We start from the raw sequence: 24,164 nt of genomic DNA, 5'->3' as shown, positions 1-24,164 counted from the left end.
GGGGTTGGTTAGAGTGGGAACCTATGTAGCCCCATGCGTCCCGTCAAGATCGCGCACCCGCTATAGGGCGTTTGTGATCAGCGCGTCGGGCAGTTCCATCAGCGTGGCGGTACGGGTCCATAAAATAGCGGTGCGGATGCGGTGATCGGGAAACACCTGCGCCAGTGCTGCGGCATAGGCCCCCATCTGGCGCAACAGCCCTTCGGGGCAGCGATCAGGCGTATCGGGCACCACGCGGTTGGTTTTGTAATCCACCAGCAATACATCCGTATCCGACACCAGCAGCCGGTCGATTGTCCCGTGCAGCCGTTTGGGGCCCAAGGGCGCGGTGATCGGCACCTCTGCCAAGGCGTCCTTGCCAAAGACATGTGCCAGTTCGGGCGTATCCAAGACCGCGATCGCCTCTCTCAAGGCGGCTTGGGCGAGGGTTTCATCATATCCCTGCGCCAGCGTGTGCAGCACACCGTTCCAGCGGTCGCTGTGCATCATGGGCAGGGTTTCCAGCATCTTATGCACCAGATTGCCGTAGGATTTCGCCGCATCTTCCGATTGGCCATCGTCGCCGGGCAGGGCCTTGGCGCCGCCCAGATCAGAAGGGGCCAGCGTTTTGGCGCGCAGTGGGATATCGGTAAGGGGCGTGTTAAAAGCAGGCTCTAACACTGGCGTGGTGTGGGCTTTGGGGGCGGAGTCGATCACCGGCAGCGCATCCCAGTCGCCATGTTCAAACCGCATCCCGCCCGAGCTGCCAACCGGCTTGGCACCGGCCTGACCCATCGCGGCGCCGACCATCTGATACCAGCTGTTGCCATCCTTGGGCAGCTCTCCCGCCGCGGCCACGATCAGCCATTTCTCGGCGCGTGTCATCGCGACGTACAGCAGCCGCAGCCGTTCGGCCATCTCGCGCGCCTTGCGGTCGTCCAGCGCGCCGCGCATGGCAGCGGGCATATCCCCTTCGGACAGTTTCCACACGGGCGTGTCACCGATCTTGATGATCTCGTCCCGGATCACCAAAGGGCGTTTGCCCGTGTCCGGCAGGATCACGATCGGCGCCTCAAGCCCCTTCGCCCCGTGCACGGTCATCACCCGCACCTGATCCGAGGCATTGTCGATCTGGCGCTTGATCTCGAGGTCGTCGGTCTGCATCCACACCAGAAACCCCGTCAGACTGGGGATCGCGCCGCGTTCATACGATAGCGCCTGCGAGAGCATGGCGTTGATCCCGTCCTCTGCCTCTGATCCCAGCCGCGCCAGCAGCTTGCGGCGCCCGTCATGGCGGGTCAGGATACGTTCGATCAGGTCATAGGGCCGCAGGAAATCGACCTGCGCCCGCAAATCTCGCAAGATCGCAACGGTTTCAGGGAAGGCATCGCTGCTGCGCAAGGCCTGCCACAGGTGATCTTCCTTGCGGTAGTGGGACAGGGTGAACAACATCTGCTCTGTCCACCCGAACAGAGGCGATTTCAGCGCCGTTGCCAGCGACAGGCTGTCTTCGGGCGTAGCAAGGAACGACAGCAGCGCCGCCAGATCCTTGACCGCCAGTTCGGCCCCGACCTTCAACCGATCCGCGCCCGCAATCGGCACATTGGCGGTTTTGCACGCGCGGATGATTTCAGAGAACAGATCACTGCGCCGCTGCACAAGGATCAAAAAGTCACCCGCCCGAATACGCCGCCGCGCAAAGGCGTCGGGGGTATCGGTATCGACGGGAAGATAATGTTCGCCCTCGGTCAGTTCCTTGATCTGCGACGCGACCTGATCGGCCAGAACGACCGTATGGTGATGCGCCGACTTTTGATCGACGGGATCGGACCATTCACGGTCATCGGGTTCGTCGGTTTTCTCGACCACGGGCCAAAGATCAACACGGCCGGGCAGGGCGGATTTGAACGCCTTATGCGCCGCATCGGCCTGAAACCCTGCATCTGTATGCGGGGCGAGCGTTGTATCCACCAGTTGCAGGATCGCCGAGGACGATCGGAACGAATATTCAAGACTGCGCCGTTGAAAGATCTGACCCGCTTGGGTGATCTTCTGTTCGAACAGATCCTGTTTGTGATCAAACTCGCGCGGGTCGGCCCCCTGAAAGGAATAGATCGACTGTTTTTTATCGCCCACAACGAACAGCGTGCGGTCTTCCTCTTCTCGGGCACCGTCGCCGCTGTAGAATTCATCCGCCAGCCGTTCGATCACATCCCATTGGCGCGGGCTGGTATCCTGCGCTTCGTCCACCAGAATATGATCAATGCCACCGTCGATCCGGTAGAGCACCCAAGCCGCGACCGCAGGGTTGGTCAGCAGCGCCCGCGCCTTGAGGATCAGATCATCAAAGTCGAGCCAGCCGCGTTTCTGTTTCTCGTGGGCGTAGATTTCAAGGAAACGATGTGCGAATTGATGCAGCACATGGGTCTTCTGCGCCGCCCGCAGCGCCAGCCGCGCGTCACGGGCATCTTCGACCCGCCGCATCAAGTCATCGACCTGCGGCATCAGATCAAACAGCAGCTTTTGCGTCGGTTTCGTGGGCAGGCTGCCGACCTTGGCGGTAAAGGGTTCCTTGGCACCCGCACCGGTCAGCATCACATCTTCCAGAACGGGCAGGGCAGAGATATCCATTTTCTGGATCGTCGCCAGCTTTTCCGCCGCTTTGCCGTCCAGCCCGCCCTTGGCCCGCATCGGCGGGATCATCTGTTCAAGGATCATCGCCTCTGATCCCAGAAACACCGAAGTTGTGATCTTCTCCTCGGTCAGGTCGGCGGGTTGATCGAACAGCGCCAGCACATCTTCCCATGACAGCACAGTAGCAAAGCCTTCGCGCTGCCCGACGATACTGCGGGTGAGCTTGCTGAAATCCTCGCCTGTGTACATCCGCGCCAGCGTGGTGATCAGCGCGGCATCCTGCCCCTCGGCCATTGTATCCACGATCTCGGCCCGCAGCAGATCGGCGGCGCGGTCTTCGATCTCGGTGAACTGCGGGCTCACCCCTGCTTCCAGCGGAAAGCGCCGTAATAGAGACGCACAGAACGAATGGATCGTCTGGATTTTCAGCCCGCCGGGTGTTTCGATGGCGCGGGCAAACAGGGTGCGGGCCATGCGCAGCTTTTCGGGGGTAAAGCCATCCTCGACCCCCAGCTCCGACAGCGAATGACGCAGATCGGCGTCGGTCAGCATGGCCCAGGCACCGAGCCGTTTGAACAGCCGGTTCTGCATCTCTGACGCGGCGGCCTTGGTGTAGGTCAGACACAGGATATGCTGCGGTTCGACCCCGTTCAGCAACAGCCGCGCCACGCGGTCGGTCAGCACGCGGGTCTTACCCGACCCCGCATTCGCCCCCAACCACGTAGAGGCATCGGGCCGCGCCGCGTCGATCTGGGCGCGGGTGGCGTCGTCAAAGGGGGCGGTCATGTCAGATCCTCCGGCGTGGGTTCGGTCGTGGCATCCCATTCGCCAAACCGGGCCAACTGGTCATAATCGCCCGCAAAATCCGTGGTTTTAACCATCCGGCGCGCGGTAAACCCCTGTTCATCCGACAGGTAGCTGGTGATCAGCGCGTGTAGCTTGGCCAGCACCTCGTGCGGGGGTTCATCCTCAAGCGGCGCTGGGCGTTCCACCGGTTTGCTGCCAAGTCCGATATAGGCGGCCTGGGCAACGGGGGCGGGGCCGATTTCCTTGAAGCCGCCTTCCTCGACCATCGCGGCTTCAAGCAGCAATTGCTTATCAAATGCTTTCTGCTCGGCCACACTGGGCGGCGTGCCGGTCTTGTAGTCATAGATCAGAATATCGCCATCTTCCGTCCGGTCGATCCGGTCGGCAAAGCCCATAAGGGTAAACCCCAGATCGGGGAACGCGTGACTGCCCTTGGCGGCTTTTTCAAAGGCGGCGGGGGTGGAATAGCTTTGTCGGTGCAGCTCGTTTTCGATGAACCAATCGGCAATCCGTTCGATCTTGGTCAGCCACATGACGCGCGCGGCGGGCCAGGGGGCTTCGGCCTCTAACACGGTGCGGGCAGTCTCTAACAAGTGGCTTTTCGTCAAAAGCGCAGGCTCCGCTGTCACCGATTTGATGAACCGTTCCATGATTTCGTGCACGATGATGCCGCGCACAGGCGCGTCTGGGGATTGCACCAGCGGGTTCAGCGCACGCAGTTTCAGGCTGTGTTTGGCATAGATCGCATAGGGGTCGCGGATCAGGCGCTTGATCTCTGTCACGGACAGCGCGTGGGGGCGTGCGGCACGGGGCGGGCGCGGCGACGGGCGCGGCGCGGGGGGCACACGGGTCACGGTTTCCAGCGCGCGGGCCTGATCCAGCCAGTGGTCGCCGCGTTTGATCATCGCCTTCCACGCCGCATCGCCGCCCTGCGCGGGCAAGCCATTCAGCAGGTTACCCAAACGATTCAGCCAGCGCGAAGGCACGGTTTCCGCCTCGTCCGACCGGATCGCGCGGGTCAGGCAGACCTCGGGCGCGGCGATGGATTGTTGATAGTCATGGGCCGACAGGCCGATCCGCCGTTCGGGCAGCAGCAAACCGGCTTTCAGGCGCATCTGGCGGTTCAGCCAGGGGTCGGGCGGCGGGGCTTCGGGCCATGTGCTGTCGTTCAGCCCGCCAAGGATCACCAGATCGGCGCCCTGCACGCGGGCCTCGAGCGTGCCCCAGATCATGACGTTGGGATGCGGCGCGTCGCGGTCGCGGATTTCGCCCTGTTGCAGTAGGGCACCCACCAGATCGGTGTAATCCGCCGCCGACATCTCGCCCCCATAGGGCGCGTTTTCGGCAAGGTCGTTCATCACCTTCGCCGCCTCTTCGCCCGCGTGATGCTGCCACAACCCGTTGGGCTGGCTTGGCGTGGCACCGTCGGCGATGGCATCGGCCAGCGCCATATGCAGGGCGACCCAGTCTTCCAGTGGCCGGTCGCCGGTGAGTTCGCACTCGGTCAGATGGGTGCCAACCCAATCGGCCCAGACATCCATTTGCGCGGGGTCTTTCGACCGCGATACCGTCTTGCGCGCCAGTTTCAACACACCTTCCGCATCAGGGTAGGGCAGCCCGTCGCGGCGCAGTTGCAGTTCCAGCCGTTGGGTGTTGAGCTGGTGAAAATTGCGATCGCCGCCGCTGTGGGTCAGCGGATGTTTCAGCAGGGTCAGCAAGGCTTCGGAATCCAGCTTGCGCAGGAACAGATCGCCCACGTGACGCAAGAACCGACCCGGAGGCGACAGATGCAGCGGCAGGCCCGCGCTGTCGTCGGGCAGGATGTTCCACCGGTCCAGCGCCGAGGTCACCTGACGCGATAGCATCCGGTCCGGGGTGATCAGCGCGGCGGTTTTACCGTCCTCGACCGCTTGCCGCAGGCGCAGCGCAATCGCGAGCGCTTCGGCACGCGGGGTGGGGGCCTGTATCAGGGTTAACCCTTCGGTGGCCTGATGCAGATCGGGCAGTTTCGGCCCTTCGGTCAGCCAGACGTGGGTCACAGGGGCAGGGCGCAGGGACAGCGACACCAACGCATTGCGCGCGGCAGAGGGCGGCGGCGTGTCGGTCCAAGCCTCGATCTTGCTGCGCGACATGTCAAGCTGGCGCAGCAGGTCGCGGAACCGGTATTGCGGATGATCCTGCGATATCTTTTCCTGATCCTCGCCCAGATCGGTCCAGACCGCTTGCGGCATGTCGAAACAGAAACCCGGAAGCACAAGCGCGCCTTGCGGCAGCTTTGCCACCGCCTCCATCAGCAGGGCAGAGGTGCCCCGCGATCCGGTAGAGCCCGCGACAATCACCGGATGCTGAGGCGGGTTCTGCTCCCACTCTGCGATCAGGCGCTGTGCGACCTGACGTTGCCGCGCACGCGGATCGGGGCGGGTGACGCTTTCCCCCAGATACTGATGCGCGATGGCGAGGAACTGTTTCGCGCGTTCCCAATGGCCCGATTGGTCACTGACATCCAGCTCGGTCACGGCCTCGACCGGTACGCCTTCACCCTGCATTTCGTCGATCAACTGTGCCAGACTGTCCGACAGGTCATAAAGCGACGCGCGCGGGGCCAGTTCAGGCGCCTGATCCAGCAACTTTGACACCAGCGTAATCAACTCTAACCGGCGGCGTAGAGCCGGACCGGGGCGCGGCAGGTCAACGCCGCTGCCAAGGGTATCAAGATTGTCGATCAGATGGATGCGCGGCAGCAGGCTGGGCGGGCCCGCGTCAAAGATATCGCGCAGACGGCGCTGCATCCTGCGGGTGTTCACCACCAGATCGATCCGCCCGATGGCATGGGCGGGTTGCCCTTCCAGCCGCGAAAGCAAACCCCGCACCAGTTCCTTGGGAAAGTCGACGCCCGGGGCCAGCCCGAAAACGCGCGGTGCGTCCTGCGGTTCAAACATCGGCGGCGTCCAGCATGTCTTCGGCAAGGGTGATCCCGCCGGGGTGGCCAACATCGCACCAGCCGCCGGGATAGGACAGCCCGTACATCCGCCCGCGGTCCAGCATCACATCCCACAAGAGGTTGAGCGAGAATGCACGCTCTGAAATCGTCTCTAACAAGTCGGTTTTGATAATTTGCACCCCGCCATAGACAACCCCCGGCCCGCGTTTCAATGCGCCGTCGGTGCCCATCGTAAAGTCTCCGTCGCCCCCATGCCCCACGGCCTGCGCCACCGGCACGCCCATCAGCAGCGCATCCATCCTGTCGGGGTCCCATGCGTCCGCCAGCAAGGACAGCGGGTTGGGGCCCGCCCAGATTGCATCGGTGTTCATGGTAAACACGGGCCCGTCGCCCAAAAGCGGCAGCGCATTGCGCAACCCGCCGCCGGTTTCCAGAATATCGGGCTGTTCCACGATCGTGTGCACGTCGCGCCCTGCCAGATGATCCAGCAGCGCGTCGGGCTTATAGTGCAGGTTCACGACGATCCGCCGCGGCGCGACACCGCGCGCCAGATCAAGCGCGTGGTCGATCAACGGCTTGCCCGCGACTGGGATCATCGGCTTGGGCTGGTCTTTGGTCAGATGTTGCATCCGCGTGCCGAAGCCGGCGGCAAACATCATCACGGCATCGGGGGCGTGGCGCATCTGGCTTTCAAATCCTTCAGAAAATCGGGGGTCGGCGCGGGGAGGGCGGGACGCAGCACATTGGCCAAGGGTGCAAGCGCCGGATCATCAAGGTTACGCTGCACATAGCCCCAAACGCGGGGGATGAAATCGACATAATGCGCCTTGCCGTTGCGCAGGCAAAGCCGCGCAAAGATCCCCAAGATCCGCAGGTTGCGTTGCAGGCCAAGCAAGGCATAGGCGCTGCGGAAGGCGGCATCATCCTGTCCGCTTTGCCGGATGTAATGCGCGATCATCGCCGTCTCGATCTGCGGGGTCACATCGCGCCGCGCATCTTGCAGGATCGACACCAGATCATAGGCGGGGTGGCCCTGTAGCGCGTCTTGGAAATCCAGCAGCCCCACGCGGGCAGAGCCCGTCCGCTCGGGCCGCCACAACAGGTTTTCAGCGTGGTAATCGCGCAGAATGATCACACGGGGGCTATTGTCCAGCGCACGGGCCAGCGGGGTGAAGAGGGCGTTAAACTCCGCCGCGGGGCCGCTGTCGGGGGCGTACCAGTCAAACACCATCTGTGCCGCCTCTGTCAGCCAATCGGCATCGCAGAGCGGCAGATCGGGGGGCGGGGCCTTGTGCAGGTCCAGCAGACAGTCCGTCGCGGCGGTATAAAGCTGCCGCGTCATCGCGGGCGATTGGACCATCAGCCGCGCAAACAGGTCATCGCCCAGATCCTCGATCAGCAGAAAGCCGTTGCCTGCGTCTTGCGCGTAAATCTCGGGCGCGCTGGCCCCTTGCGCGCGCAGCCAATCGGCGATGCGGACAAAGGGGCGCACGTCTTCGCCCTTCTCGGTGGGGGCGTCCATCAGCACGGCGGTGCGGCCATCATCAAGGGTCAGGCGGTCATAGCGGCGGTTCGATGCGTCCCCGGCCAGCAGATCGCGCCGCGCCTGTGCCCACCCCGCATCGGCAAGAAAGCGGTCCATAGCGGTCATACGGTCGTTCATTTGCGCCATGCCCCCAGCTTTTCGGGCCATTTATCGTCGTTCCACGTGGCAGAGAGCCGCCGTGTGTCGTCGCCGGTGACCGTCAACGTCAGATCAAGCGCATCTTCGGGGCGCAGATCGCCCAGCCTGTCGGGCCATTCCACAAGGCAGATGGCATCGCTGAACGCATCGGTCAGCCCCAGCTCTTCGATCTCGTAGACAGAGGTAAGACGATACAGATCCGCATGCCAGATCGCGGCGGCGGGGGCGTCATAGGTCTGCACCAGCGTGAAGGTGGGCGAGGGCACGTCTTCGGGCACCGCCAGCAGGGACTGGATCAGCGCCCGCGCGAAATGCGTCTTGCCCGCGCCAACGTCGCCGGTCAGTAAAACAACGTCGCCCGCAGTGAGCGCGCGCCCAAGGGTCACGGCCAGTCGGGCGGTTTGGTCTGCGTCATGCAGCGTAAGATCAAGTGCGTGTGATGCCATGCGCCAAGGTTACTTGGGCGCGGTGGTGCGCCGCAAGGCGAAAGCGGGGCGTCAGGCGTCTTGTGGCGGTTTCTCGGCTTCGGGGTTTTCAATCTCTGCCACCGGCTTTTTCGGCTGGTGGAACCGGATCAGCGTGGCCCCGTCCACGATGGGGGAAAACAGGCAGGTCAGCTCTGTCCCGTTGGCAAGATACAGCGGCATGCTCCACTTCATGCGATCTTCGCGGTTGGTCACGAAATCCTCTATCTCCTGCCACAGCAGATTGGGGGCGGACCGGCGGTGCCAGCCCTGAATGGCGTCGTGGATAGAGATATCGGCAAAGGTCATGTCGGGATCGACACCCCAAAGGTCATTATACGCGGTGTTAGAGAAGGTCAGAATACCCGACGACGAAAAGACGACGATGGCATCGTCCAGCGTATCAAGCATCGCCTGCCCCTGTTCCAGCTCTGCCCTGAAGGTGCGGGTCAGACTGACCTGGGCGCTGATATCCTCTATCAGAAAGGCCGTGGCCCCGTCGGGGTGCGGTCGGCCCTTGACCCGAAAGGTCTGCCCTGACTCAAGCGACCATATCTCTTCATAGCGGCCATCATGGGCGGCGCTGATCAGCTCGGACACGGTGGTGCGCCAGGTGGCATAATCCTTGGGCTCGGGGATTTTGCGCGCCTCGCGCAGCTTGTCGAAGAAGGTCTGGATCGCGGGGCGGGCGCTCAGGAACTGCGCCCCCAATCCGGTCAGGTCGATTAACGCCGGGTTAAACAGCACCAACTGGCTTTTGCGGTCAAATATCGCGAGCCCGATGGATAGCTGCGCAAAGGTCTTGGTCAAGGTTTGCACGAAATTGCGCTGCGCCTCTTCGGCGCGGACCAATGTGGTGATGCAGGTCGCCTGATAGCAGTTGATGCTACGCGATTGGCTGTGGGTGACCGCGTACCAGTCTTTCACCCCCGTGGTCCGGTCGCGCAAGGACAGACGGTGGGTCGCGTTGCTGAAATCGCTGGGAAACAGCCGCTGGGTTTCAATCGCCTGACCGGGGTGACAGGCGTTAAACAACTCGTGATAGGCATCGTTGTACCAAAGCAGTCGGTTTGCATGGTCCGTATGCCAAAGCGGCACCGACACGGTAGAGCGTAGCCGCGTCAGCGTGACCTCTGCCTCTGACCGCAGATCGACGCCCATATCATTGGGGTCCAGCACCACCACGCGGCACAGGTGCTTTTCCCAGGTGATGCGGATCAGCGTGTGAATCTTGGGGTCGGTGGCCGGGACGATCAACTGGCCTTCGGGCGTCGAAGGGGGTTTGTCGGGGAACATCGCAAAGCGACCTGACACGTTGTGATGCAAGTCGGACCATTCGTGAAACCCCGCCTCTAGCGGGCAAAACTGCGCTGTCGTGCCAGAGGCATGCTGCAACACCCCGTGGTCAAAAAGATAGGACAGCTCGGGCTCCCCCCGCGGATCGGCCTTGTCGGCGGTCTCTGCGTTATCGAGCCAGAGATAGGCGATATAGCCACTCGAAAGAATGGCAAAGATCACGAGCGCAATGTCGAAGGTGGAAGCCACGGCGGGACTCAATTCTTTAGGGTTCCACTCAGTTAAGCGCCCAAATAGTTAACAGTTTATTAACCGCCGTGTGAATGGCCGTGAGACCTACCGCGGAAAATCGCCGAGATCGTCTTTGGTGCCCCCCACGCCGCTTCCGCAGGGATCACGTGAAGCGTGTGTTCTCTCCGGTGGGCAGGGGGGTTTCGCCGTGATGCGCATCCAGCTTTTCGCGGGGCCATGTGACCTTGACCACAGCACCGACGGGGGTGTCCGTCTTGGGGGCGCTGTCCGGCCCATTGGCAAAACGAAGCTCCGCACCCGAGCGTTCAAGCAAGGTCTTGGCGATGAATAGCCCCAGCCCCATGCCTTCGTATTCGGGGCGCCGCGCGTTGCTGCGGTCCGAAGGGCGCCGCCGCATGAAAGGGTCACCGATGCGGCCAAGGATATGCGGAGGAAAGCCCGTACCATCGTCAAATATCCGGACCGAGATCACCGTGTCAGACCAGTTCGCCTCTACCCAGACCGTTGTGGCGGCGAAATCCACCGCGTTCTGCATCAGGTTGCGCAGGCCGTGGATAACCTCTGGCCGGCGCAGGATCGCGGGCTGGTCGGCGGCGTCCCCTGCATCTGGCCCGAGCGTAAAGGTAAACGTCTTGCCGCGCATCCGGTGCGGTTCGGCGGCTTCTTCAAGCACCGTCATCAAGGGGGCTTGGCGCAGATGCAGATCGTCTTTGCCCGCCCGCCCCATGTCGCGCAGAATATCGCGGCACCGGTCGGCCTGATCGCGGATCAACGCGGCATCCTCGGCCAGATCGGGCTGGTCTTGCAGTTCATTCCACAGCTCGCTGCTGGCCAGTTTGATCGTGGCAAGGGGCGTGCCCAGTTCATGTGCGGCAGCGGCCACCACGCCGCCAAGGTCGGTCAGCTTCTGTTCGCGCGCCAGCGCCATCTGGGTGGCGGCCAAGGCGTCGGCCATCGAATGGATCTCGGTGGTGACGCGGCGGGAATAGGCGGTAGAAAACACAATCGCGATCACCAGCGCGATCCAGATGCCGAAGATAAAGATGCCCGGCAGCTCAAGCACGCCCCCATCTTGTGTGATCAAGGGCAGGTGAAACAGCGCCAGCCCCGTCGCCAGCCCAATGGCTGTGCCACAAAGCACGATGGTCGACCGCAGGCTAAGCGCCGTGGCAGAGATGGTCACCGGCCCCAGCAACAGCAGCGAAAACGGATTATGCAGCCCGCCCGTCAGGAACAGCAGAAAGGCCAGCTGCACCAGATCGAACAGCACCATCAGCAGGTTTTCATATTCAGACAGACGCTTGTTTTCGGGAAACACCAGAATGGCGATCAGATTGCCGATCACCGACACGCCAATCGCGAAATAGCACAGACCCAGTTCCAGCTGCAGGCCAAAGATGCGTTGCGCGACGGTGATCGCCGTCAGTTGCCCCGCAATCGCCACCCACCGCAGCACGATCATTGTGCGCAGGCGGATCCAGTTGGCGCGCGCGCCCTTGCCCAGGCCTCTACCCACGGGAATGTTAGCGGCCTGCGTCATCGGCGCACCTTTTCAAAATGTCGGTTACGTTGATAAAGGGAAAGCGTAGGTCTGTGTCCGACCGGGATCAAGAGCGCCTAACCGCGCAGGAGAATGAATATGAGAAGAGTGTTGGCAATTGGCGCGGTGTTGGTCTTGCTGGCGTTTCTGGCGGTGTCCCTGATGCTGGTATACCGGACCGATGGCGACAGCGACAAATACGCGCAGTGCAAGAACTCTGCCGTAGCCGGTGGTGCCGAATTGGGCGGGCCGTTCGAACTGGTGAACGCCCAAGGCCAGACCGTGACGGACGCGGATGTGATCACCGAACCCAGCCTCGTTTACTTTGGCTATACCTTCTGCCCGGACGTCTGCCCGCTGGATGTGGACCGGAACGCCCGCGCCGTGGATGAGCTGGAGGCGCGTGGTATGTCCGTGACGCCAGTGTTCATTTCTGTCGATCCTGCCCGCGATACCCCTGAAGTTGTTGGAGATTTCGCCGCCAACATGCACCCCAAGATGATCGGGCTGACCGGATCGCCCGCACAGGTCAAAGCGGCAAGCGATGCCTACCGCACCTATTACAAGGCGCATGAGGATGAAGGCGATGACTACCTCGTGGACCATTCGACCTTTAGCTATCTGGTGATGCCGGGCGAAGGTTTCGTCGATTTCTTCCGCCGCGATGTCCCGCCAGAACAGCTGGCCGACAAGGTCGCCTGCTTTGTGGAACATCAGTAAAAGTTTGACCAAGCTAGGCCACCGCCACATATCTGGATAAAGTCCCGGTACAACATTCAACCAGCGGAGCATGATATGGTTCAGGAAAATGCGCTTGATCTCGGCGAGGATCGGTCCCTCCTTCTGGTGGATGATGACGAACCGTTTCTGCGACGCCTTGCCAAGGCGATGGAGAAGCGCGGCTTCGAGGTTGAAACCGCCGGTTCCGTCGCCGCCGGTGTGGCCATCGCGACCGCGCGGCCCGCGGCCTATGCGGTGGTCGATCTGCGGTTGCAGGACGGCAACGGGCTGGATGTGGTCGAGGTGCTGCGCGACAAACGCCCCGATGCGCGGGTTGTGGTGCTGACCGGCTACGGTGCCATCGCCACCGCCGTCGCCGCGGTCAAGATCGGTGCGACGGATTACCTGTCAAAACCCGCTGATGCCAATGACATCGTGAACGCGCTGCTGGCCACGGGCGATGACATGCCGCCGCCACCGGAAAACCCCATGAGCGCGGATCGTGTGCGGTGGGAACATATCCAGCGTGTCTACGAGCTTTGTGATAGAAACGTGTCCGAAACGGCGCGGCGGCTGAACATGCACCGCCGGACCTTGCAGCGCATCTTGGCAAAACGATCCCCGCAGTAATGCGCTACACGTCGTAGCGTTTGCTGATCTTGTCCACGACCTGACCCGAGGCAAGCGAGACCCCTTCGTCATAATGCCAGTCTCGAAACCCGCGGCTTTGGTAATAGGTCAGCCCGCCGTGGTTGTCGGCGCGGATCGTGGCGTTGATCCAGACATACCCCAGCCGTGCCGCTGCCTGCGCGGTGGCATCAAACAGCGCCGACCCGATGCCCAGACCGGTACGACCAACCTGCACAAAGCTCGCGATGTCGCAGGCCTCGGGCGGCAGATCGGGGTGCGGGCTGATCCACTGGAACCCTACGACGTTCTCCTGATCGTCCAGCGCCACATGCCACGCGCTTTGATCGGCGTTGCTGGCCATCCATTGGGTCAGATCCTTGCCGGTGACAGCGCGGGTCATCGCGGTGGTGCCCCCGATGGTGATGATCTCGTTCAGCAGTTGCGCCATATTTCCGGCATCCAGCGCGATTGGCGGGCGGACCTTGACCATCACAGCGCGCCCAGCAAATCCAGATGCCGTGCGGTGAAGTCATTGCGCGTGTCCACCGGCGGGCGCAGCACGATCGACAGCCCCTCCATCAGATCGGGGTTGGGCCGGCCAAAGAACTTGGACGCCTCTGCTTCCGAGAAACCGGCGATCTGCGTCGCCTCCATCCAGGCGCTGACCTTGTCGGCGCGCTTGATCTGCTGCTTGACCGATTTCGGCAGCGCCGCGGGCAGGCCAAAGCGGATATGGATCGCGGACATCAAACGGTCATCCAGCGCACCATATTCCGGCCCGACCGCCGCCTTCACCGGAGAGATCATATCGCCGATCACATATTCCGGCGCATCATGCAGAAGCGCGGCCAACCGCCACTTTGGCGGGGCCTTGGGGTTCATCCGGCCATAAATCGTTTCGACCAGCAGCGAATGTTCGGCCACGGAATAGGCAAAATCCCCCCGCGTTTGCCCGTTCCACCGCGCGACAAAGGCCAGCCCATGGGCGATATCCTCGATCTCTATATCGACCGGTGTCGGGTCCAGCAGGTCAAGCCTACGGCCGGATAACATACGTTGCCATGCACGGGATTGCTGCGCCATTCTATTGCTCTGCCTTTGACACGTGGAACATTTGCGGGTTTCGCCGTGTTCTTCCCACGAAGGAGACGATCATGAAACCTGTTATTTCTGCTCTCACACTCGCACTTGGCCTCGGGACCGTGGCCGCACCCGCAATGGCAAGCGATGTCTGCATGCCCGCGCAAGAGCTGAAGGCGTCGCTGGTGGATTGGTACGGCGAAACACCGGTTGAAGGACAGGACGACGGCGCGGTCCAAATCTGGGCCTCGGATGACACAGGCACATGGTCTGCTGTAAAAACCCTGTCGAACGGGATGGCCTGCGTCACCGCGCAGGGCGCAAACTGGATGGCGGGGATGACCACGGACGAGATGATCGTCGCCTCGGCAGAGTAACCGTTTCGTGTGACGCTTGACCGCCACCGTTGAGATCACCGCATCAAAGTGCTACGGCCCTTTTCAAATATACGATACATAGCCGATCTTTTGAAAAGGGATGCCCCGATGGCCAACGATTACATCGTTAAAGACATTAGCCTTGCCGCCTATGGCCGCAAGGAACTTGATATCGCAGAAACCGAAATGCCCGGCCTGATGGCCTTGCGCGCGGAATACGGCGACAGCAAACCGCTGTCCGGTTCGCGCATCGTGGGCTCGCTGCACATGACGATCCAGACCGCTGTTCTGATCGAAACGCTTGTCGCATTGGGGGCCGATGTCCGTTGGGCGTCGTGCAACATCTTCTCGACCCAGGATCACGCGGCGGCGGCGATTGCCGAAGGCGGCACGCCTGTTTTCGCGATCAAGGGGCAATCGCTGGAAGAGCATTGGGATTATCTGGACAAATCCTTCCAGTTCCCCGACGGCCCGAACCTGATCCTTGATGATGGCGGCGATGCGACCCTGTACATCCTGCTGGGCGCCCGTGCCGAAGCTGGCGAAGACGTGATCCCCGTGCCAACGTCGGAAGAAGAGGTCGCGATCAAGGCGCAGATCAAAAAGCGGATGGAGCAATCCCCCGGTTGGTTCACCAAGATGCGCGACCAGATCAAGGGCGTGTCCGAGGAAACCACCACAGGTGTCCACCGTCTGTATGATCTGGTGAAGCAAGGCCAGCTGCCCTTCCCCGCGATCAACGTCAACGACAGCGTCACCAAATCCAAGTTCGACAATAAGTATGGCTGCCGTGAATCGCTGGTCGACGGTATCCGCCGCGCGACAGATGTGATGATGGCCGGTAAGGTCGCTGTCGTCTGTGGCTATGGCGACGTTGGCAAAGGCTCTGCCGCGTCGCTGGCCGGTGCCGGTGCCCGCGTGAAAGTGACCGAAGCCGACCCGATCTGCGCGCTGCAAGCGGCGATGGACGGGTTCGAGGTTGTCCTGCTGGAAGACGTGCTGGACACCGCCGACATCTTCATCACCACCACCGGCAACAAGGACGTGATCCGCATCGAGCATATGCGCGAGATGAAGGACATGGCGATTGTTGGCAACATCGGCCACTTTGACAATGAAATCCAGGTTGCCGCGCTCAAGAACCACAAGTGGACCAACATCAAGGAACAGGTCGACATGATCGAGATGCCTTCGGGCAACCGTCTGATCCTGCTGTCCGAAGGCCGTCTGCTGAACCTTGGCAACGCGACTGGTCACCCGTCCTTCGTCATGTCCGCGTCCTTCACCAATCAGGTGTTGGCGCAGATCGAACTGTGGGAAAACACCGGCAAATACGAGAACAAGGTCTATATCCTGCCCAAGCATCTGGACGAGAAAGTCGCCCGTTTGCACCTTGATCGTATCGGCGTGAAACTGACCCAGCTGAGCAGCGAACAAGCCGCTTACATCGGCGTCACACCCGAAGGCCCGTTCAAGCCCGAACACTACCGCTACTAAGCCGGTTCATACCGTCTGACAGAACGCCGCCTTGCAGGGATGCAGGGCGGCGTTTTTTGTGGGTCAGCTGCCAAGCGCGAAGCGTTCGACCTCGTGAAAACGTCCCTGCGTATCCTCGCCACAAAGCGTCAGACTATCGATGGTGAAAGGGGCAGGGGTATCCGACCCTAAATAGCAGTGCAGAGCCGTCTTTACGGGGTCGATCTGATCGGGCGCAAGCGGCCCGGTGAGGGTGATGTGAAAGCGGAAATACTCCATAATATGGGGGTATCCGTAGGTTTTGAGGTAGATCCGCTGCTGATCGGTCAGATAGGGGGCGTTCTTGCGCGTGAACTCCGCCTCTGACAGCGGCGCGCGGAAGGCGTCCAGCACCACATTGGCCGAGGCCGCAAGACTGCCAAGCGCGGTCGTGTCTCCCTGCGGGACCAGCGCCAGAAACCGCCCGATCTGCGACAGGGCCAGCCCATCCAGCTGCACCGGAGCCTGCCCCTTGCAAAAGGCGGCGAGGCCATCGGTCAACTGGGCCGCGCTGGTGGCGTCGGCCAGAAAGAACGGTGCCTTGACCGTCCCGTGTAGCCCGTATTTGCGTGGTCGTTGGGTCAGCTTGGCAATATCGAGCCCGTCGATATCGGGATGTGCCACGGCTTCGCCTGCCTGCACATCCCAGCCCAACCAAGCCGCACCCCGCCGGGCGAAATCCCCCGGCGGCGGCGTATAGTAAATGGCGTAGCGTTTGAACATCTTGGGCCCCCTTATCGGTCAGCCTAGACCCCTAACAGCGCCATGTAACAGCTTAAAGATAGCGGTTTACCAGATTTTCCAGCGCTTCCTGACGCCCCGAGGCGGGCTGCGGGTTCAGCGCATCGGCTTTGACCTGCGCGTTGATCGTCTCCAGATCGCTGCTCAGCAGGCCTTGGCCGCGTTCAGAGCCCCAACCGGCATAGCGCGCGTCACGCGCCGCTTCGAGCTTGCCATCCTCCAGCATCGCGGCGGCGGCTTTCAGGCCCTTGGCACAGACATCCATCGCACCGACATGGGCCAAAATCAGATCTTCGGCGTCCAGCGACTGGCGGCGCAGTTTGGCGTCAAAGTTGGTGCCGCCGGTGGTGAAACCGCCCGCTTTCAGCACTTCGTAATAGGCCAGCGCGACTTCGGGGACGGAGTTGGGGAACTGGTCGGTGTCCCAGCCTGACTGGTAATCGTTGCGGTTCATGTCGATCGACCCGAAAATCCCAAGCGCCGAGGCCATCGCCAACTCGTGTTCAAACGAATGCCCGGCAAGAATGGCGTGACCCTGTTCGATGTTCACCTTCACCTCGTTCTCAAGCCCGTAGTCCTTGAGGAAACCATAGACGGTGGCCACGTCGTAATCATACTGGTGTTTGGTCGGTTCCTGCGGTTTAGGCTCGATCAGGATGGCGCCTTTGAAGCCGATCTTGCGGGCGTATTCGACCGACATCTGCAAGAAACGCCCCGCCTGTTCGCGTTCGCGTTTCAGGTCGGTGTTCAGCAGCGTCTCATAGCCTTCGCGCCCGCCCCATAGCACATAATTCTCGCCGCCCAGCTTGTGGGTGACGTCGATACATTCCTTCACCGTCGCGGCGGCATAGGCAAAAATATCGGGGTCGGGGTTGGTGGCAGCACCCGACATATAGCGGCGGTTGGAAAACAGGTTGGCCGTGCCCCACAGCAGCTTGGTGCCCGTCTGCTCCATTTTTTCGCCAAAGTAATCGGTGATCTCGTGCAGCCGTGCGGTGCTTTCGGCAAAGGTATCGCCCTCGGGACGGACATCGGCGTCGTGGAAGCAGAAATACGGCTGACCGAGGATCTTGAACATATCAAACGCGGTGTCAGCTTTGGCGCGAGCGGCGTCCATCGTGGTGTCGAACCAGGGGCGCAGGAAGGTCTGGCCGCCAAAAGGGTCGCCGCCTTCCCATGCGAAACTGTGCCAATAGGCGACGGCAAAGCGCAGATGCTCTGCCATCGTCTTGCCCATCAGCATCTCGTCGGGATTATAGCTGCGATAGGCGAAATCATGGTCCGCTTGCGGGTCGTAAGATATCGTCGGGATGCCGTCGAAAAAGCTGGTCATGGGGATGGTCCTTCTTGTCTTAGCGCAAATGTTTTACGGCGCTATACGTGTCTGAATATCGGGCGTGGGCCTCTGAAAAGGCATCTACTAGGGCCGGAACAGGCTCTATCACGCGGGAAATGGGGGGTGGCACGGCGATCTCGGCTCCGGCGCCGGTGGCGGCCATACGACCCAAGCGCGCAGCCCCAAGGGCACCGCCAAAGTCACCCGCGGCGGGCAGCTGGATCGGCATGTTCAGCGACGTTGCAATGGCCGACAGCCAGTAGTCGGATTTAGACCCGCCGCCGACGGCGATCAGGCTGTCGATGTGGGTGCCGGTGTGCCGCATCGCGTCGAAACTGTCGCGTAGGGCGTGGGTGACCCCTTCCAGCACCGCGCGGGTCATGGCGGCGCGGTCGGTGTTATGGGCCAGATGCAGGAAACCGCCCCGGATATTGGCGTCGTTATGGGGCGTCCGCTCTCCGCCCAGATAGGGCATAAAGATCGTGCGGCCGGGGGCCTCTAGCGCGCCCAGATCAGAGGTGAGCGTCCGCGCGTCCTCGTTCAAAACACTGGCCAGCCAATTAAGCGAATCCGTGGCCGACAGGATCACCCCCATCTGGTGCCACAGGTCCGGCAGCGCGTGGCAAAAGCTGTGCAGCGCGCTTTCAGGTGCCGCGGCATAGCCCGGCGTCGCGGCAAACAGCACGCCCGAGGTGCCAAGCGAGACGAACGCCTGACCCGGTTTCACCACACCCATCCCGATGGCCGAGGCAGCATTATCGCCGCCGCCCCCCGCAACGGGGATCCCCGCAGGTAGGCCCAGTTGCCCCGCGATAGAGCCGCTTAGGTGCCCTGACACCTGCGATCCTTCGACCAGCGATGGCATCTGTGCCCGCGTCAGGCCAGACCGTTCCAGCAAAGCATCGGACCAGTCGCGCGCGCCGGTATCCAGCCAGCTTGTGCCTGCGGCATCCGACATCTCTGAAACGGCGTCGCCGGTCAGCCAGAAGCGCAGCGCGTCCTTGGGCAGCAACACCTTGTCGATCCGCGCGAATATATCGGGCTCATGGTCGCGCACCCATTCCACTTTGGGCGCGGTGAAACCGGGGAACACGATGTTGCCCGTGACCGCACGCCAGAGGGGGTCAGCATCCATCGCGGCGGCTTGCGCTGCGGCGCGGGTGTCGTTCCACAGCATACAGGGGCGCAGCGGCGTGCCCGCACCATCCAGCAGGGTCGCGCCATGCATATGCCCGCTGAGCCCGATGCCCTGCACGGCGGCCAGATCAACCCCCAGCCCCACAATCGCATCGGCGCAGGCGGTGAACCAATCGCGCGGGTCCTGTTCGACCCAGCCATCGTGGGGGCGCGACACCTGCAAGGGTGCCACGCTTTCCGCGATGATGTTTTCCGCGTCGTCCACCAGCAGGGCTTTCAGCCCAGAGGTGCCAAGATCAAGCCCCAGAAACATGGTTTTCCCCTTTGTCAGCGCCTATGCGGCGTCGCGCGCCTTGCCCATGATGATCATGCTCAGGATGTCATCCTCGGTCACGTCGCCGACCTTTTCGGTGCCGATCAACGCGCCGTTTTTCATCACCGACACACGGTCGCACAGCTCAAGCATCTCGCGGGTATCGTGGCTGATCAGGAAGATGCCAAGCCCTTGGGCCTTCAGCTCTTTGATCAGATCGGCAACCATCTTGCTTTCATGCACCCCAAGGGCGGCGGTCGGTTCGTCCATGATCAGGATCTTGGCGTTGAAATAGACCGCGCGGGCAATCGCAACCGATTGCCGCTGACCGCCCGAAAGCGCCGAGACAGGCTCGCTTATCTTCTTAAAGTTGGGGTTGAGACGCGCCATGATCTTGCGGGTCTCTGCCTCCATCCGCGCATCATCCACGAGGCCGAATTTATTGGTCAGTTCGCGCCCCAGAAACAGGTTGCTGGGCGCATCAAGGTTATCGGCCAGCGCCAGTGTCTGGTAGATGGTCTCGATGTTGTGGCGGCGGGCGTCACGGGGCGAATGGATGCTGGCTTTCTTGCCCTCGATCCAGATTTCGCCCTCGTCCATCTGATAGGCACCGGCAAGGATCTTGATGAGCGTGGATTTCCCCGCGCCATTGTGCCCCAACAGGCCGACGACCTCGCCCGGATACAGGTCCAGCGACACGTTATCGACGGCACGCACCCCCCCGAAGGACAGCGAGATATTCTTGAGCTCTACAAGCGGTGTCATGATTTCCCTCCCATACGGCGGCGATAGACGATGTCGATCCAGACGGCGAAGACAAGAACCGCACCGACGACGATGTTTTGCAGCGGTGCGTCAACGCCCACCATAGCCATGCCCGATTGCAGCGATTGCATGATCAAGGCACCCAGAATGGCCCCGTGGATCGTCCCTATACCGCCCGCCAGAGCCGTACCGCCAATGACAGCCGCAGCGATGACACGCAGTTCGTCCAACGTGCCGATGTCGTTCGAGTGGTTGGTCAAACGGGCAGAGGCAACAACCGCGGACAGCGCCACCAGGGCCCCCATCAGGGCAAAGACCTTGACCGTCAGCAGACGGGTGTTGATGCCCGACAGCTCTGCCGCGTCGGGGTTGCCGCCCGTGGCAAAGATATAGCGCCCCAGCCGCGTGCGTTTGGCCATCACGGTCATGCCAATCGCCAGCGCGATCAGCAGCAACACCGAATAGGGGATGCCGTAAGACGCGGTATAGCCTTCGGGCATCACATCGCCACGGGCCTTGAACTCGCGCATCAGACGCGCGGTCGGAACCTCATAGGCGTTCAGGATCGCGACAAAGCCCAGAATGCCCACAGCGATGATCAGACCGACCAGCACCTCGGCCCAAACCGGTTTCACGTGAAACCCATGGTTGACCTTGTTGCGCCGTGACGACCACAGCGCCCAAAGCGCCAGAACCACGGCGATCAGCCCGACGACCCAGGACCATGTCTCGCCCAAGGTCCCGTTGATTCCGCCGAACTTGCGGAAGGTTTCATCCAGTGGCCCGATGGTCTGACCGTCAGTCATATACCACGCCACGTTGCGCCAGATCAGCAGCCCGCCAAGGGTCACGATGAAGGCGGGGATCGTGAGGAACCCGATCAGCCAGCCCTGAAACGCGCCGATGATGGTGCCAAACAGCAGGCCGACGACGATGGCGATCCAGGGGATCATCGGATGCCCCAGCCCCATGCCCAGCATACGCGGCAGGATATCGGTCTGGGTCATCGCCATCGCGGCAGAGCAGGTGGCCAGCATCGCGCCGACCGACAGGTCGATGTGACGGGTCACGATCACGAAGACCATACCGGTCGCCATAATGGCAACGCTGACCGTCTGGATCGTGAGGTTGAAAATATTGCGCGGCGTCAGAAAGCGCCCGTCGGTCAGCACGTTGAACACGAGGCAGACCAGAATGAACGCACCGATCATCCCTAACAGACGGGTATCGATTTCGAGCTGGCTAAGAAAAGAGCGCTTGGGCGCTGTCGGCGACGGATGTACATCTGCCCCGGTTTCGGTGGTCGTATCTGTCATGTGATTGGCTTCCGGATTGGGTCGCAATGTCAATCAGCGGGGCCGCAAAGCGCGGCAGCCGGGCTGAAGCAAACGGGTGGCACACCCCGCATCAGGGGGCGGGGTGTGCGTTTTGGTCTTAGTTACAGGCCGCGACGTCTGTCACGCCTTGGCACAGGGCTTCTTTCGAAATCCAGCCTGCGTCCAGAACCGCGTTCAGGTTGTCGATGGTGACAGGCACGGGGGCCAGAAACTTGGCCGACAGGGCTGTGCCCGCAGGGGATGTCCATTCCTGCGCGCCATCCACGTCTGCCATCTCGGTGCCGCCGGCAAGGGCAACAGCGATTTCGGCAGCGTTCTTGCCCAGATCACGGGCGTCTTTCCAGACGCTGACGGTCTGCGTGCCCTTGGCAACACGGTTCAGCGCCGCGTGGTCGCCGTCCTGGCCGGACACGGGCGTGCCTTCCATGCCTTGCGCGGTCAGCGCGGCAACGGCGCCGCCTGCTGTCCCGTCATTGGAGGCAACAACCGCATCAACGTTGTTGTCTTGCGCGGTCAGGATCTGCTCCATGTTGCGCTGTGCGTTGGCGGGCAGCCAGCCGTCGGTATAGGCTTCGGCAACGATGGTGATATCGCCTGCATCAATCGCGGATTGCAGCACTTCTTGCTGGCCGCCGCGCAGGAAGTCGGCGTTCGGATCGGTGGGCGAGCCCTTGATCATCACATAGTTGCCCTTTGGCATCGCTTCCAGCACGGCACGCGCTTGCATACGGCCCACTTCGACGTTGTCGAAGGTCAGGTAAAAGGCGCGGGGGTCTTCGATCAGGCGGTCATAGCCCACAACCGGAATACCTTCGTCCGCGGCTGCGGTGATTGCGGGGCCGATGGCCTGGCTGTCTTGGGCAAGGATGATCAGCGCATCAACGCCTTGGGCGATCAGGCTTTCCACATCCGACAACTGCTTGGCCGACGACGATTGCGCATCGGCGCTGACATATTTCGCACCGGCAGCGTCCAGCGCGGCCTTGATCGCGGCCTCGTCTGTTTTCCAGCGCTCTTCTTGGAAGTTCGACCAGCTCACGCCGACGGTGATATCCTCGGCTGCTGCGGTCTGAGTGAAGCCAGCAGTGGCGACGGCCGCTGCCATAAAGAGTTTACGCATTTCTTTCCTCCCAGATGAAATGATCCGATGTCCTTGGTGGCATCGGTGACGTCGTAGTATGAGGTTGCGCACTTTAATTCAGTTGTCAAAATAAATTTTACATTATGACACAAAGAATTTGACACAGATCGGCAAAACACGGCTTATTTCCTGTGGGAGACAGAGGGATTAACCTGTTGCAGGGGAATTTCAAAATACATCGGGAGGATAAAGTTTGGCGAGCGAACTAATTCGCGACCTTGGGTCGGAGGGGTCAAAACTTGTGTCTTCAGGCTGTGGCCCGCTGCTGGCCTTGCCGCAGGATGATACACGCCCGCTGCGCCAACAGGTGTTTGAACAGGTCCGCGCGAACGGGCAGATGCCGCGCATGGATGTGGCGCGCAAGCTCAACATCAGCCCCGGGTCGGTGACCACCATCACCTCTGATCTGATCGCGCGCGGTCTGCTGCAAGAGGTAGAGGACAGCCAGCGCGGCCCCAGCCGTGGCCGCCCGCCCATTGCCCTGCGGGTCGCCCCGCAAAGCCGTTTCGTCGTGGGCATGAAGCTGTCGGACGAACGTCATACCGCGGTCTTGCTGGACCTTGCCGGCACGATCATCGCCGAGGCCCATGTCGCCAGTGCATCGCTGCGGCAGTCTACCGAAGATATGTTGACCGAAGTCAGTTCCCTCATGGACAGGCTGTTGCAGAAATCGGGACGCGTGATGTCCGACATCAGCGCCGTCGGAATCGGCCTGCCCGGGCTGGTGGATGCGAGCCTCGGGATCGTGAAATGGTCGCCGGTGATGCTGGACACGGACATGCCGCTGCGCGATCTGCTGTCGAAAACGCTGGGGCTGCCGGTGTCCTTGGACAATGACACCAACCTGCTGACACTGGCCGAACTGTGGTTCGGGGCCGGTCGGGGGATTTCGAACTTTGCCGTGGTGACCATTGAACGCGGCGTCGGCATGGGGCTGGTGCTGAACAACCGGCTGTTCCGCGGCGCCCTTGGCCCGGGGATGGAGCTGGGCCACACCAAGGTGCAGCTGGACGGTGCCCTGTGCCGTTGCGGGCAGCGCGGCTGTCTTGAGGCCTATGTCGCCGATTACGCCATTATCCGCGAGGCAGGCACCGCGTTTGAACGCGACCCGCGCGCCGAAAGCTCTGCCGTGTCGATGATCGAAACCCTGTATGACGAGGCGAACGCAGGCAACGAGGCCGCGCTGGCGATCTTTAACCGTGCCGGACGGTTCCTGAGCGTCGGGCTTGCCAATATCGTGCAGTTGTTTGACCCCGAACGGATCATTCTCAGCGGCGAACGGATGCGCTATGACTATCTGAACGTTGACGATGTGCTAAACGAGATGAACTCTATGATCCTACCCGCAGGCCGCGCGCCGACCCCTGTCGATATCCACGCTTGGGGCGGGTCCGTCTGGGCGAAAGGGGCCGCTGCACTGGCCCTGTCCGATGTGACCGACGCCCTGCTGGGGGAGAATGCTGCGTGATCCATCG

General features: G+C 61.8%; 20 protein-coding genes. 5 read left to right on the top strand and 15 right to left on the bottom strand.

The genetic code is table 11. The features are described from left to right. Positions 1 to 60 precede the first annotated feature (60 nt). From addA to regB, 7 genes are all read right to left on the bottom strand, one after another. Entirely contained in the window at positions 61 to 3,399 is a 3,339-nt protein-coding gene (gene addA, locus ACNQ62_RS02905) for a double-strand break repair helicase AddA (protein ID WP_418094159.1), read from the bottom strand. Next, positions 3,396 to 6,359, bottom strand: coding sequence for a double-strand break repair protein AddB (gene addB / locus ACNQ62_RS02900; protein ID WP_418094158.1), 2,964 nt, complete (start codon positions 6,357 to 6,359; stop codon positions 3,396 to 3,398). The genes addA and addB overlap by 4 nt, the downstream gene beginning before the upstream one ends. Then, on the bottom strand, positions 6,352 to 7,044 hold the full coding sequence (locus ACNQ62_RS02895; protein WP_418094157.1) for a nucleotidyltransferase family protein: 693 nt from the start codon (positions 7,042 to 7,044) through the stop codon (positions 6,352 to 6,354). The genes addB and ACNQ62_RS02895 overlap by 8 nt, the downstream gene beginning before the upstream one ends. After that, positions 7,020 to 8,033 carry an aminoglycoside phosphotransferase family protein gene (locus ACNQ62_RS02890; protein WP_418094156.1) on the bottom strand — a complete coding sequence of 338 codons (1,014 nt, stop codon included), beginning with the start codon at positions 8,031 to 8,033 and terminating at the stop codon, positions 7,020 to 7,022. The genes ACNQ62_RS02895 and ACNQ62_RS02890 overlap by 25 nt, the downstream gene beginning before the upstream one ends. After that, positions 8,021 to 8,491, bottom strand: a complete 471-nt coding sequence (gene tsaE / locus ACNQ62_RS02885; protein ID WP_005850727.1) for a tRNA (adenosine(37)-N6)-threonylcarbamoyltransferase complex ATPase subunit type 1 TsaE — start codon at positions 8,489 to 8,491, stop codon at positions 8,021 to 8,023. Before tsaE ends, ACNQ62_RS02890 begins: the two co-directional genes overlap by 13 nt. Positions 8,492 to 8,542: 51 nt before the next feature. After that, positions 8,543 to 10,054: a PAS-domain containing protein gene (locus ACNQ62_RS02880; RefSeq protein ID WP_180828492.1), complete on the bottom strand. Its 1,512-nt coding sequence runs from the start codon at positions 10,052 to 10,054 to the stop codon at positions 8,543 to 8,545. A gap of 145 nt (positions 10,055 to 10,199) precedes the next feature. Continuing rightward, complete coding sequence (gene regB / locus ACNQ62_RS02875; protein ID WP_064217240.1) at positions 10,200 to 11,597, bottom strand: sensor histidine kinase RegB; 1,398 nt, start codon at positions 11,595 to 11,597, stop codon at positions 10,200 to 10,202. Between the two features lie 99 nt (positions 11,598 to 11,696). Here regB and ACNQ62_RS02870 point away from each other — a divergent pair, with 99 nt between their 5' ends. After that, a complete protein-coding gene (locus ACNQ62_RS02870; protein WP_418094155.1) occupies positions 11,697 to 12,317 on the top strand; it encodes an SCO family protein in 621 nt (206 codons plus the stop codon). A 75-nt stretch (positions 12,318 to 12,392) separates the two neighbouring features. Next, a complete protein-coding gene (locus tag ACNQ62_RS02865) occupies positions 12,393 to 12,947 on the top strand; it encodes an ActR/PrrA/RegA family redox response regulator transcription factor (protein ID WP_005850719.1) in 555 nt (184 codons plus the stop codon). 4 nt (positions 12,948 to 12,951) lie between these two features. On the opposite strand, the gene ACNQ62_RS02860 is transcribed toward ACNQ62_RS02865, so the two are convergent. Continuing rightward, positions 12,952 to 13,437 carry a GNAT family N-acetyltransferase gene (locus ACNQ62_RS02860; protein ID WP_418094154.1) on the bottom strand — a complete coding sequence of 162 codons (486 nt, stop codon included), beginning with the start codon at positions 13,435 to 13,437 and terminating at the stop codon, positions 12,952 to 12,954. Next, positions 13,437 to 14,030, bottom strand: a complete 594-nt coding sequence (locus tag ACNQ62_RS02855) for an HD domain-containing protein (protein ID WP_037965663.1) — start codon at positions 14,028 to 14,030, stop codon at positions 13,437 to 13,439. Before ACNQ62_RS02855 ends, ACNQ62_RS02860 begins: the two co-directional genes overlap by 1 nt. A 71-nt stretch (positions 14,031 to 14,101) precedes the next feature. On the opposite strand from ACNQ62_RS02855, the gene ACNQ62_RS02850 reads away from it, so the two are divergent. Continuing rightward, positions 14,102 to 14,404, top strand: a complete 303-nt coding sequence (locus tag ACNQ62_RS02850) for a hypothetical protein (protein ID WP_005850714.1) — start codon at positions 14,102 to 14,104, stop codon at positions 14,402 to 14,404. Between the two features lie 108 nt (positions 14,405 to 14,512). Beyond that, complete coding sequence (gene ahcY, locus ACNQ62_RS02845) at positions 14,513 to 15,901, top strand: adenosylhomocysteinase (protein ID WP_037965658.1); 1,389 nt, start codon at positions 14,513 to 14,515, stop codon at positions 15,899 to 15,901. Between the two features lie 63 nt (positions 15,902 to 15,964). On the opposite strand, the gene ACNQ62_RS02840 is transcribed toward ahcY, so the two are convergent. From ACNQ62_RS02840 to xylF, 6 genes are all read right to left on the bottom strand, one after another. Further along, a complete protein-coding gene (locus ACNQ62_RS02840; protein ID WP_418094153.1) occupies positions 15,965 to 16,642 on the bottom strand; it encodes a DUF1045 domain-containing protein in 678 nt (225 codons plus the stop codon). A 52-nt stretch (positions 16,643 to 16,694) separates the two neighbouring features. Next, complete coding sequence (gene xylA / locus ACNQ62_RS02835) at positions 16,695 to 17,993, bottom strand: xylose isomerase (protein WP_180828489.1); 1,299 nt, start codon at positions 17,991 to 17,993, stop codon at positions 16,695 to 16,697. 19 nt (positions 17,994 to 18,012) lie between these two features. After that, the gene (gene xylB, locus ACNQ62_RS02830; RefSeq protein ID WP_418094152.1) at positions 18,013 to 19,446 is read right to left on the bottom strand and encodes a xylulokinase; all 1,434 of its coding nucleotides are present in this window, start codon (positions 19,444 to 19,446) and stop codon (positions 18,013 to 18,015) included. Between the two features lie 21 nt (positions 19,447 to 19,467). Beyond that, positions 19,468 to 20,211, bottom strand: a complete 744-nt coding sequence (locus ACNQ62_RS02825; RefSeq protein WP_005850705.1) for an ATP-binding cassette domain-containing protein — start codon at positions 20,209 to 20,211, stop codon at positions 19,468 to 19,470. Next, positions 20,208 to 21,527, bottom strand: coding sequence for a sugar ABC transporter permease (locus tag ACNQ62_RS02820; RefSeq protein WP_005850703.1), 1,320 nt, complete (start codon positions 21,525 to 21,527; stop codon positions 20,208 to 20,210). Before ACNQ62_RS02820 ends, ACNQ62_RS02825 begins: the two co-directional genes overlap by 4 nt. Before the next feature lie 118 nt (positions 21,528 to 21,645). Next, a complete protein-coding gene (gene xylF, locus ACNQ62_RS02815) occupies positions 21,646 to 22,668 on the bottom strand; it encodes a D-xylose ABC transporter substrate-binding protein (protein ID WP_037942471.1) in 1,023 nt (340 codons plus the stop codon). A 262-nt stretch (positions 22,669 to 22,930) separates the two neighbouring features. On the opposite strand from xylF, the gene ACNQ62_RS02810 reads away from it, so the two are divergent. Then, a complete protein-coding gene (locus tag ACNQ62_RS02810) occupies positions 22,931 to 24,157 on the top strand; it encodes an ROK family protein (protein WP_184583773.1) in 1,227 nt (408 codons plus the stop codon). Positions 24,158 to 24,164: the final 7 nt, after the last annotated feature.

The sequence above is a fragment of the Sulfitobacter sp. SBS6 genome, from assembly GCF_048285585.1.
In the GTDB taxonomy this organism is placed as follows: domain Bacteria; phylum Pseudomonadota; class Alphaproteobacteria; order Rhodobacterales; family Rhodobacteraceae; genus Sulfitobacter; species Sulfitobacter pontiacus.
Note: the sequence above shows the minus strand (reverse complement) of the source record. Positions and strands in the feature narration are given on the sequence as shown.

Excerpts from the sequence above, each read along its gene's own strand:
- ACNQ62_RS02865 (WP_005850719.1), top strand. The coding sequence starts at position 12,393 with ATGGTTCAGGAAAATGCGCTTGATCTCGGCGAGGATCGGTCCCTCCTT.
- ACNQ62_RS02850 (WP_005850714.1), top strand. The coding sequence starts at position 14,102 with ATGAAACCTGTTATTTCTGCTCTCACACTCGCACTTGGCCTCGGGACC.
- xylF (WP_037942471.1), bottom strand. The coding sequence starts at position 22,668 with ATGCGTAAACTCTTTATGGCAGCGGCCGTCGCCACTGCTGGCTTCACT.
- ACNQ62_RS02820 (WP_005850703.1), bottom strand. The coding sequence starts at position 21,527 with ATGACAGATACGACCACCGAAACCGGGGCAGATGTACATCCGTCGCCG.
- ACNQ62_RS02840 (WP_418094153.1), bottom strand. The coding sequence starts at position 16,642 with ATGTTCAAACGCTACGCCATTTACTATACGCCGCCGCCGGGGGATTTC.
- ACNQ62_RS02870 (WP_418094155.1), top strand. The coding sequence starts at position 11,697 with ATGAGAAGAGTGTTGGCAATTGGCGCGGTGTTGGTCTTGCTGGCGTTT.
- ACNQ62_RS02855 (WP_037965663.1), bottom strand. The coding sequence starts at position 14,030 with ATGGCGCAGCAATCCCGTGCATGGCAACGTATGTTATCCGGCCGTAGG.
- xylA (WP_180828489.1), bottom strand. The coding sequence starts at position 17,993 with ATGACCAGCTTTTTCGACGGCATCCCGACGATATCTTACGACCCGCAA.
- ahcY (WP_037965658.1), top strand. The coding sequence starts at position 14,513 with ATGGCCAACGATTACATCGTTAAAGACATTAGCCTTGCCGCCTATGGC.
- tsaE (WP_005850727.1), bottom strand. The coding sequence starts at position 8,491 with ATGGCATCACACGCACTTGATCTTACGCTGCATGACGCAGACCAAACC.
- ACNQ62_RS02825 (WP_005850705.1), bottom strand. The coding sequence starts at position 20,211 with ATGACACCGCTTGTAGAGCTCAAGAATATCTCGCTGTCCTTCGGGGGG.
- ACNQ62_RS02895 (WP_418094157.1), bottom strand. The coding sequence starts at position 7,044 with ATGCGCCACGCCCCCGATGCCGTGATGATGTTTGCCGCCGGCTTCGGC.
- addA (WP_418094159.1), bottom strand. The coding sequence starts at position 3,399 with ATGACCGCCCCCTTTGACGACGCCACCCGCGCCCAGATCGACGCGGCG.
- ACNQ62_RS02890 (WP_418094156.1), bottom strand. The coding sequence starts at position 8,033 with ATGGCGCAAATGAACGACCGTATGACCGCTATGGACCGCTTTCTTGCC.
- addB (WP_418094158.1), bottom strand. The coding sequence starts at position 6,359 with ATGTTTGAACCGCAGGACGCACCGCGCGTTTTCGGGCTGGCCCCGGGC.
- xylB (WP_418094152.1), bottom strand. The coding sequence starts at position 19,446 with ATGTTTCTGGGGCTTGATCTTGGCACCTCTGGGCTGAAAGCCCTGCTG.
- ACNQ62_RS02860 (WP_418094154.1), bottom strand. The coding sequence starts at position 13,437 with ATGGTCAAGGTCCGCCCGCCAATCGCGCTGGATGCCGGAAATATGGCG.
- regB (WP_064217240.1), bottom strand. The coding sequence starts at position 11,597 with ATGACGCAGGCCGCTAACATTCCCGTGGGTAGAGGCCTGGGCAAGGGC.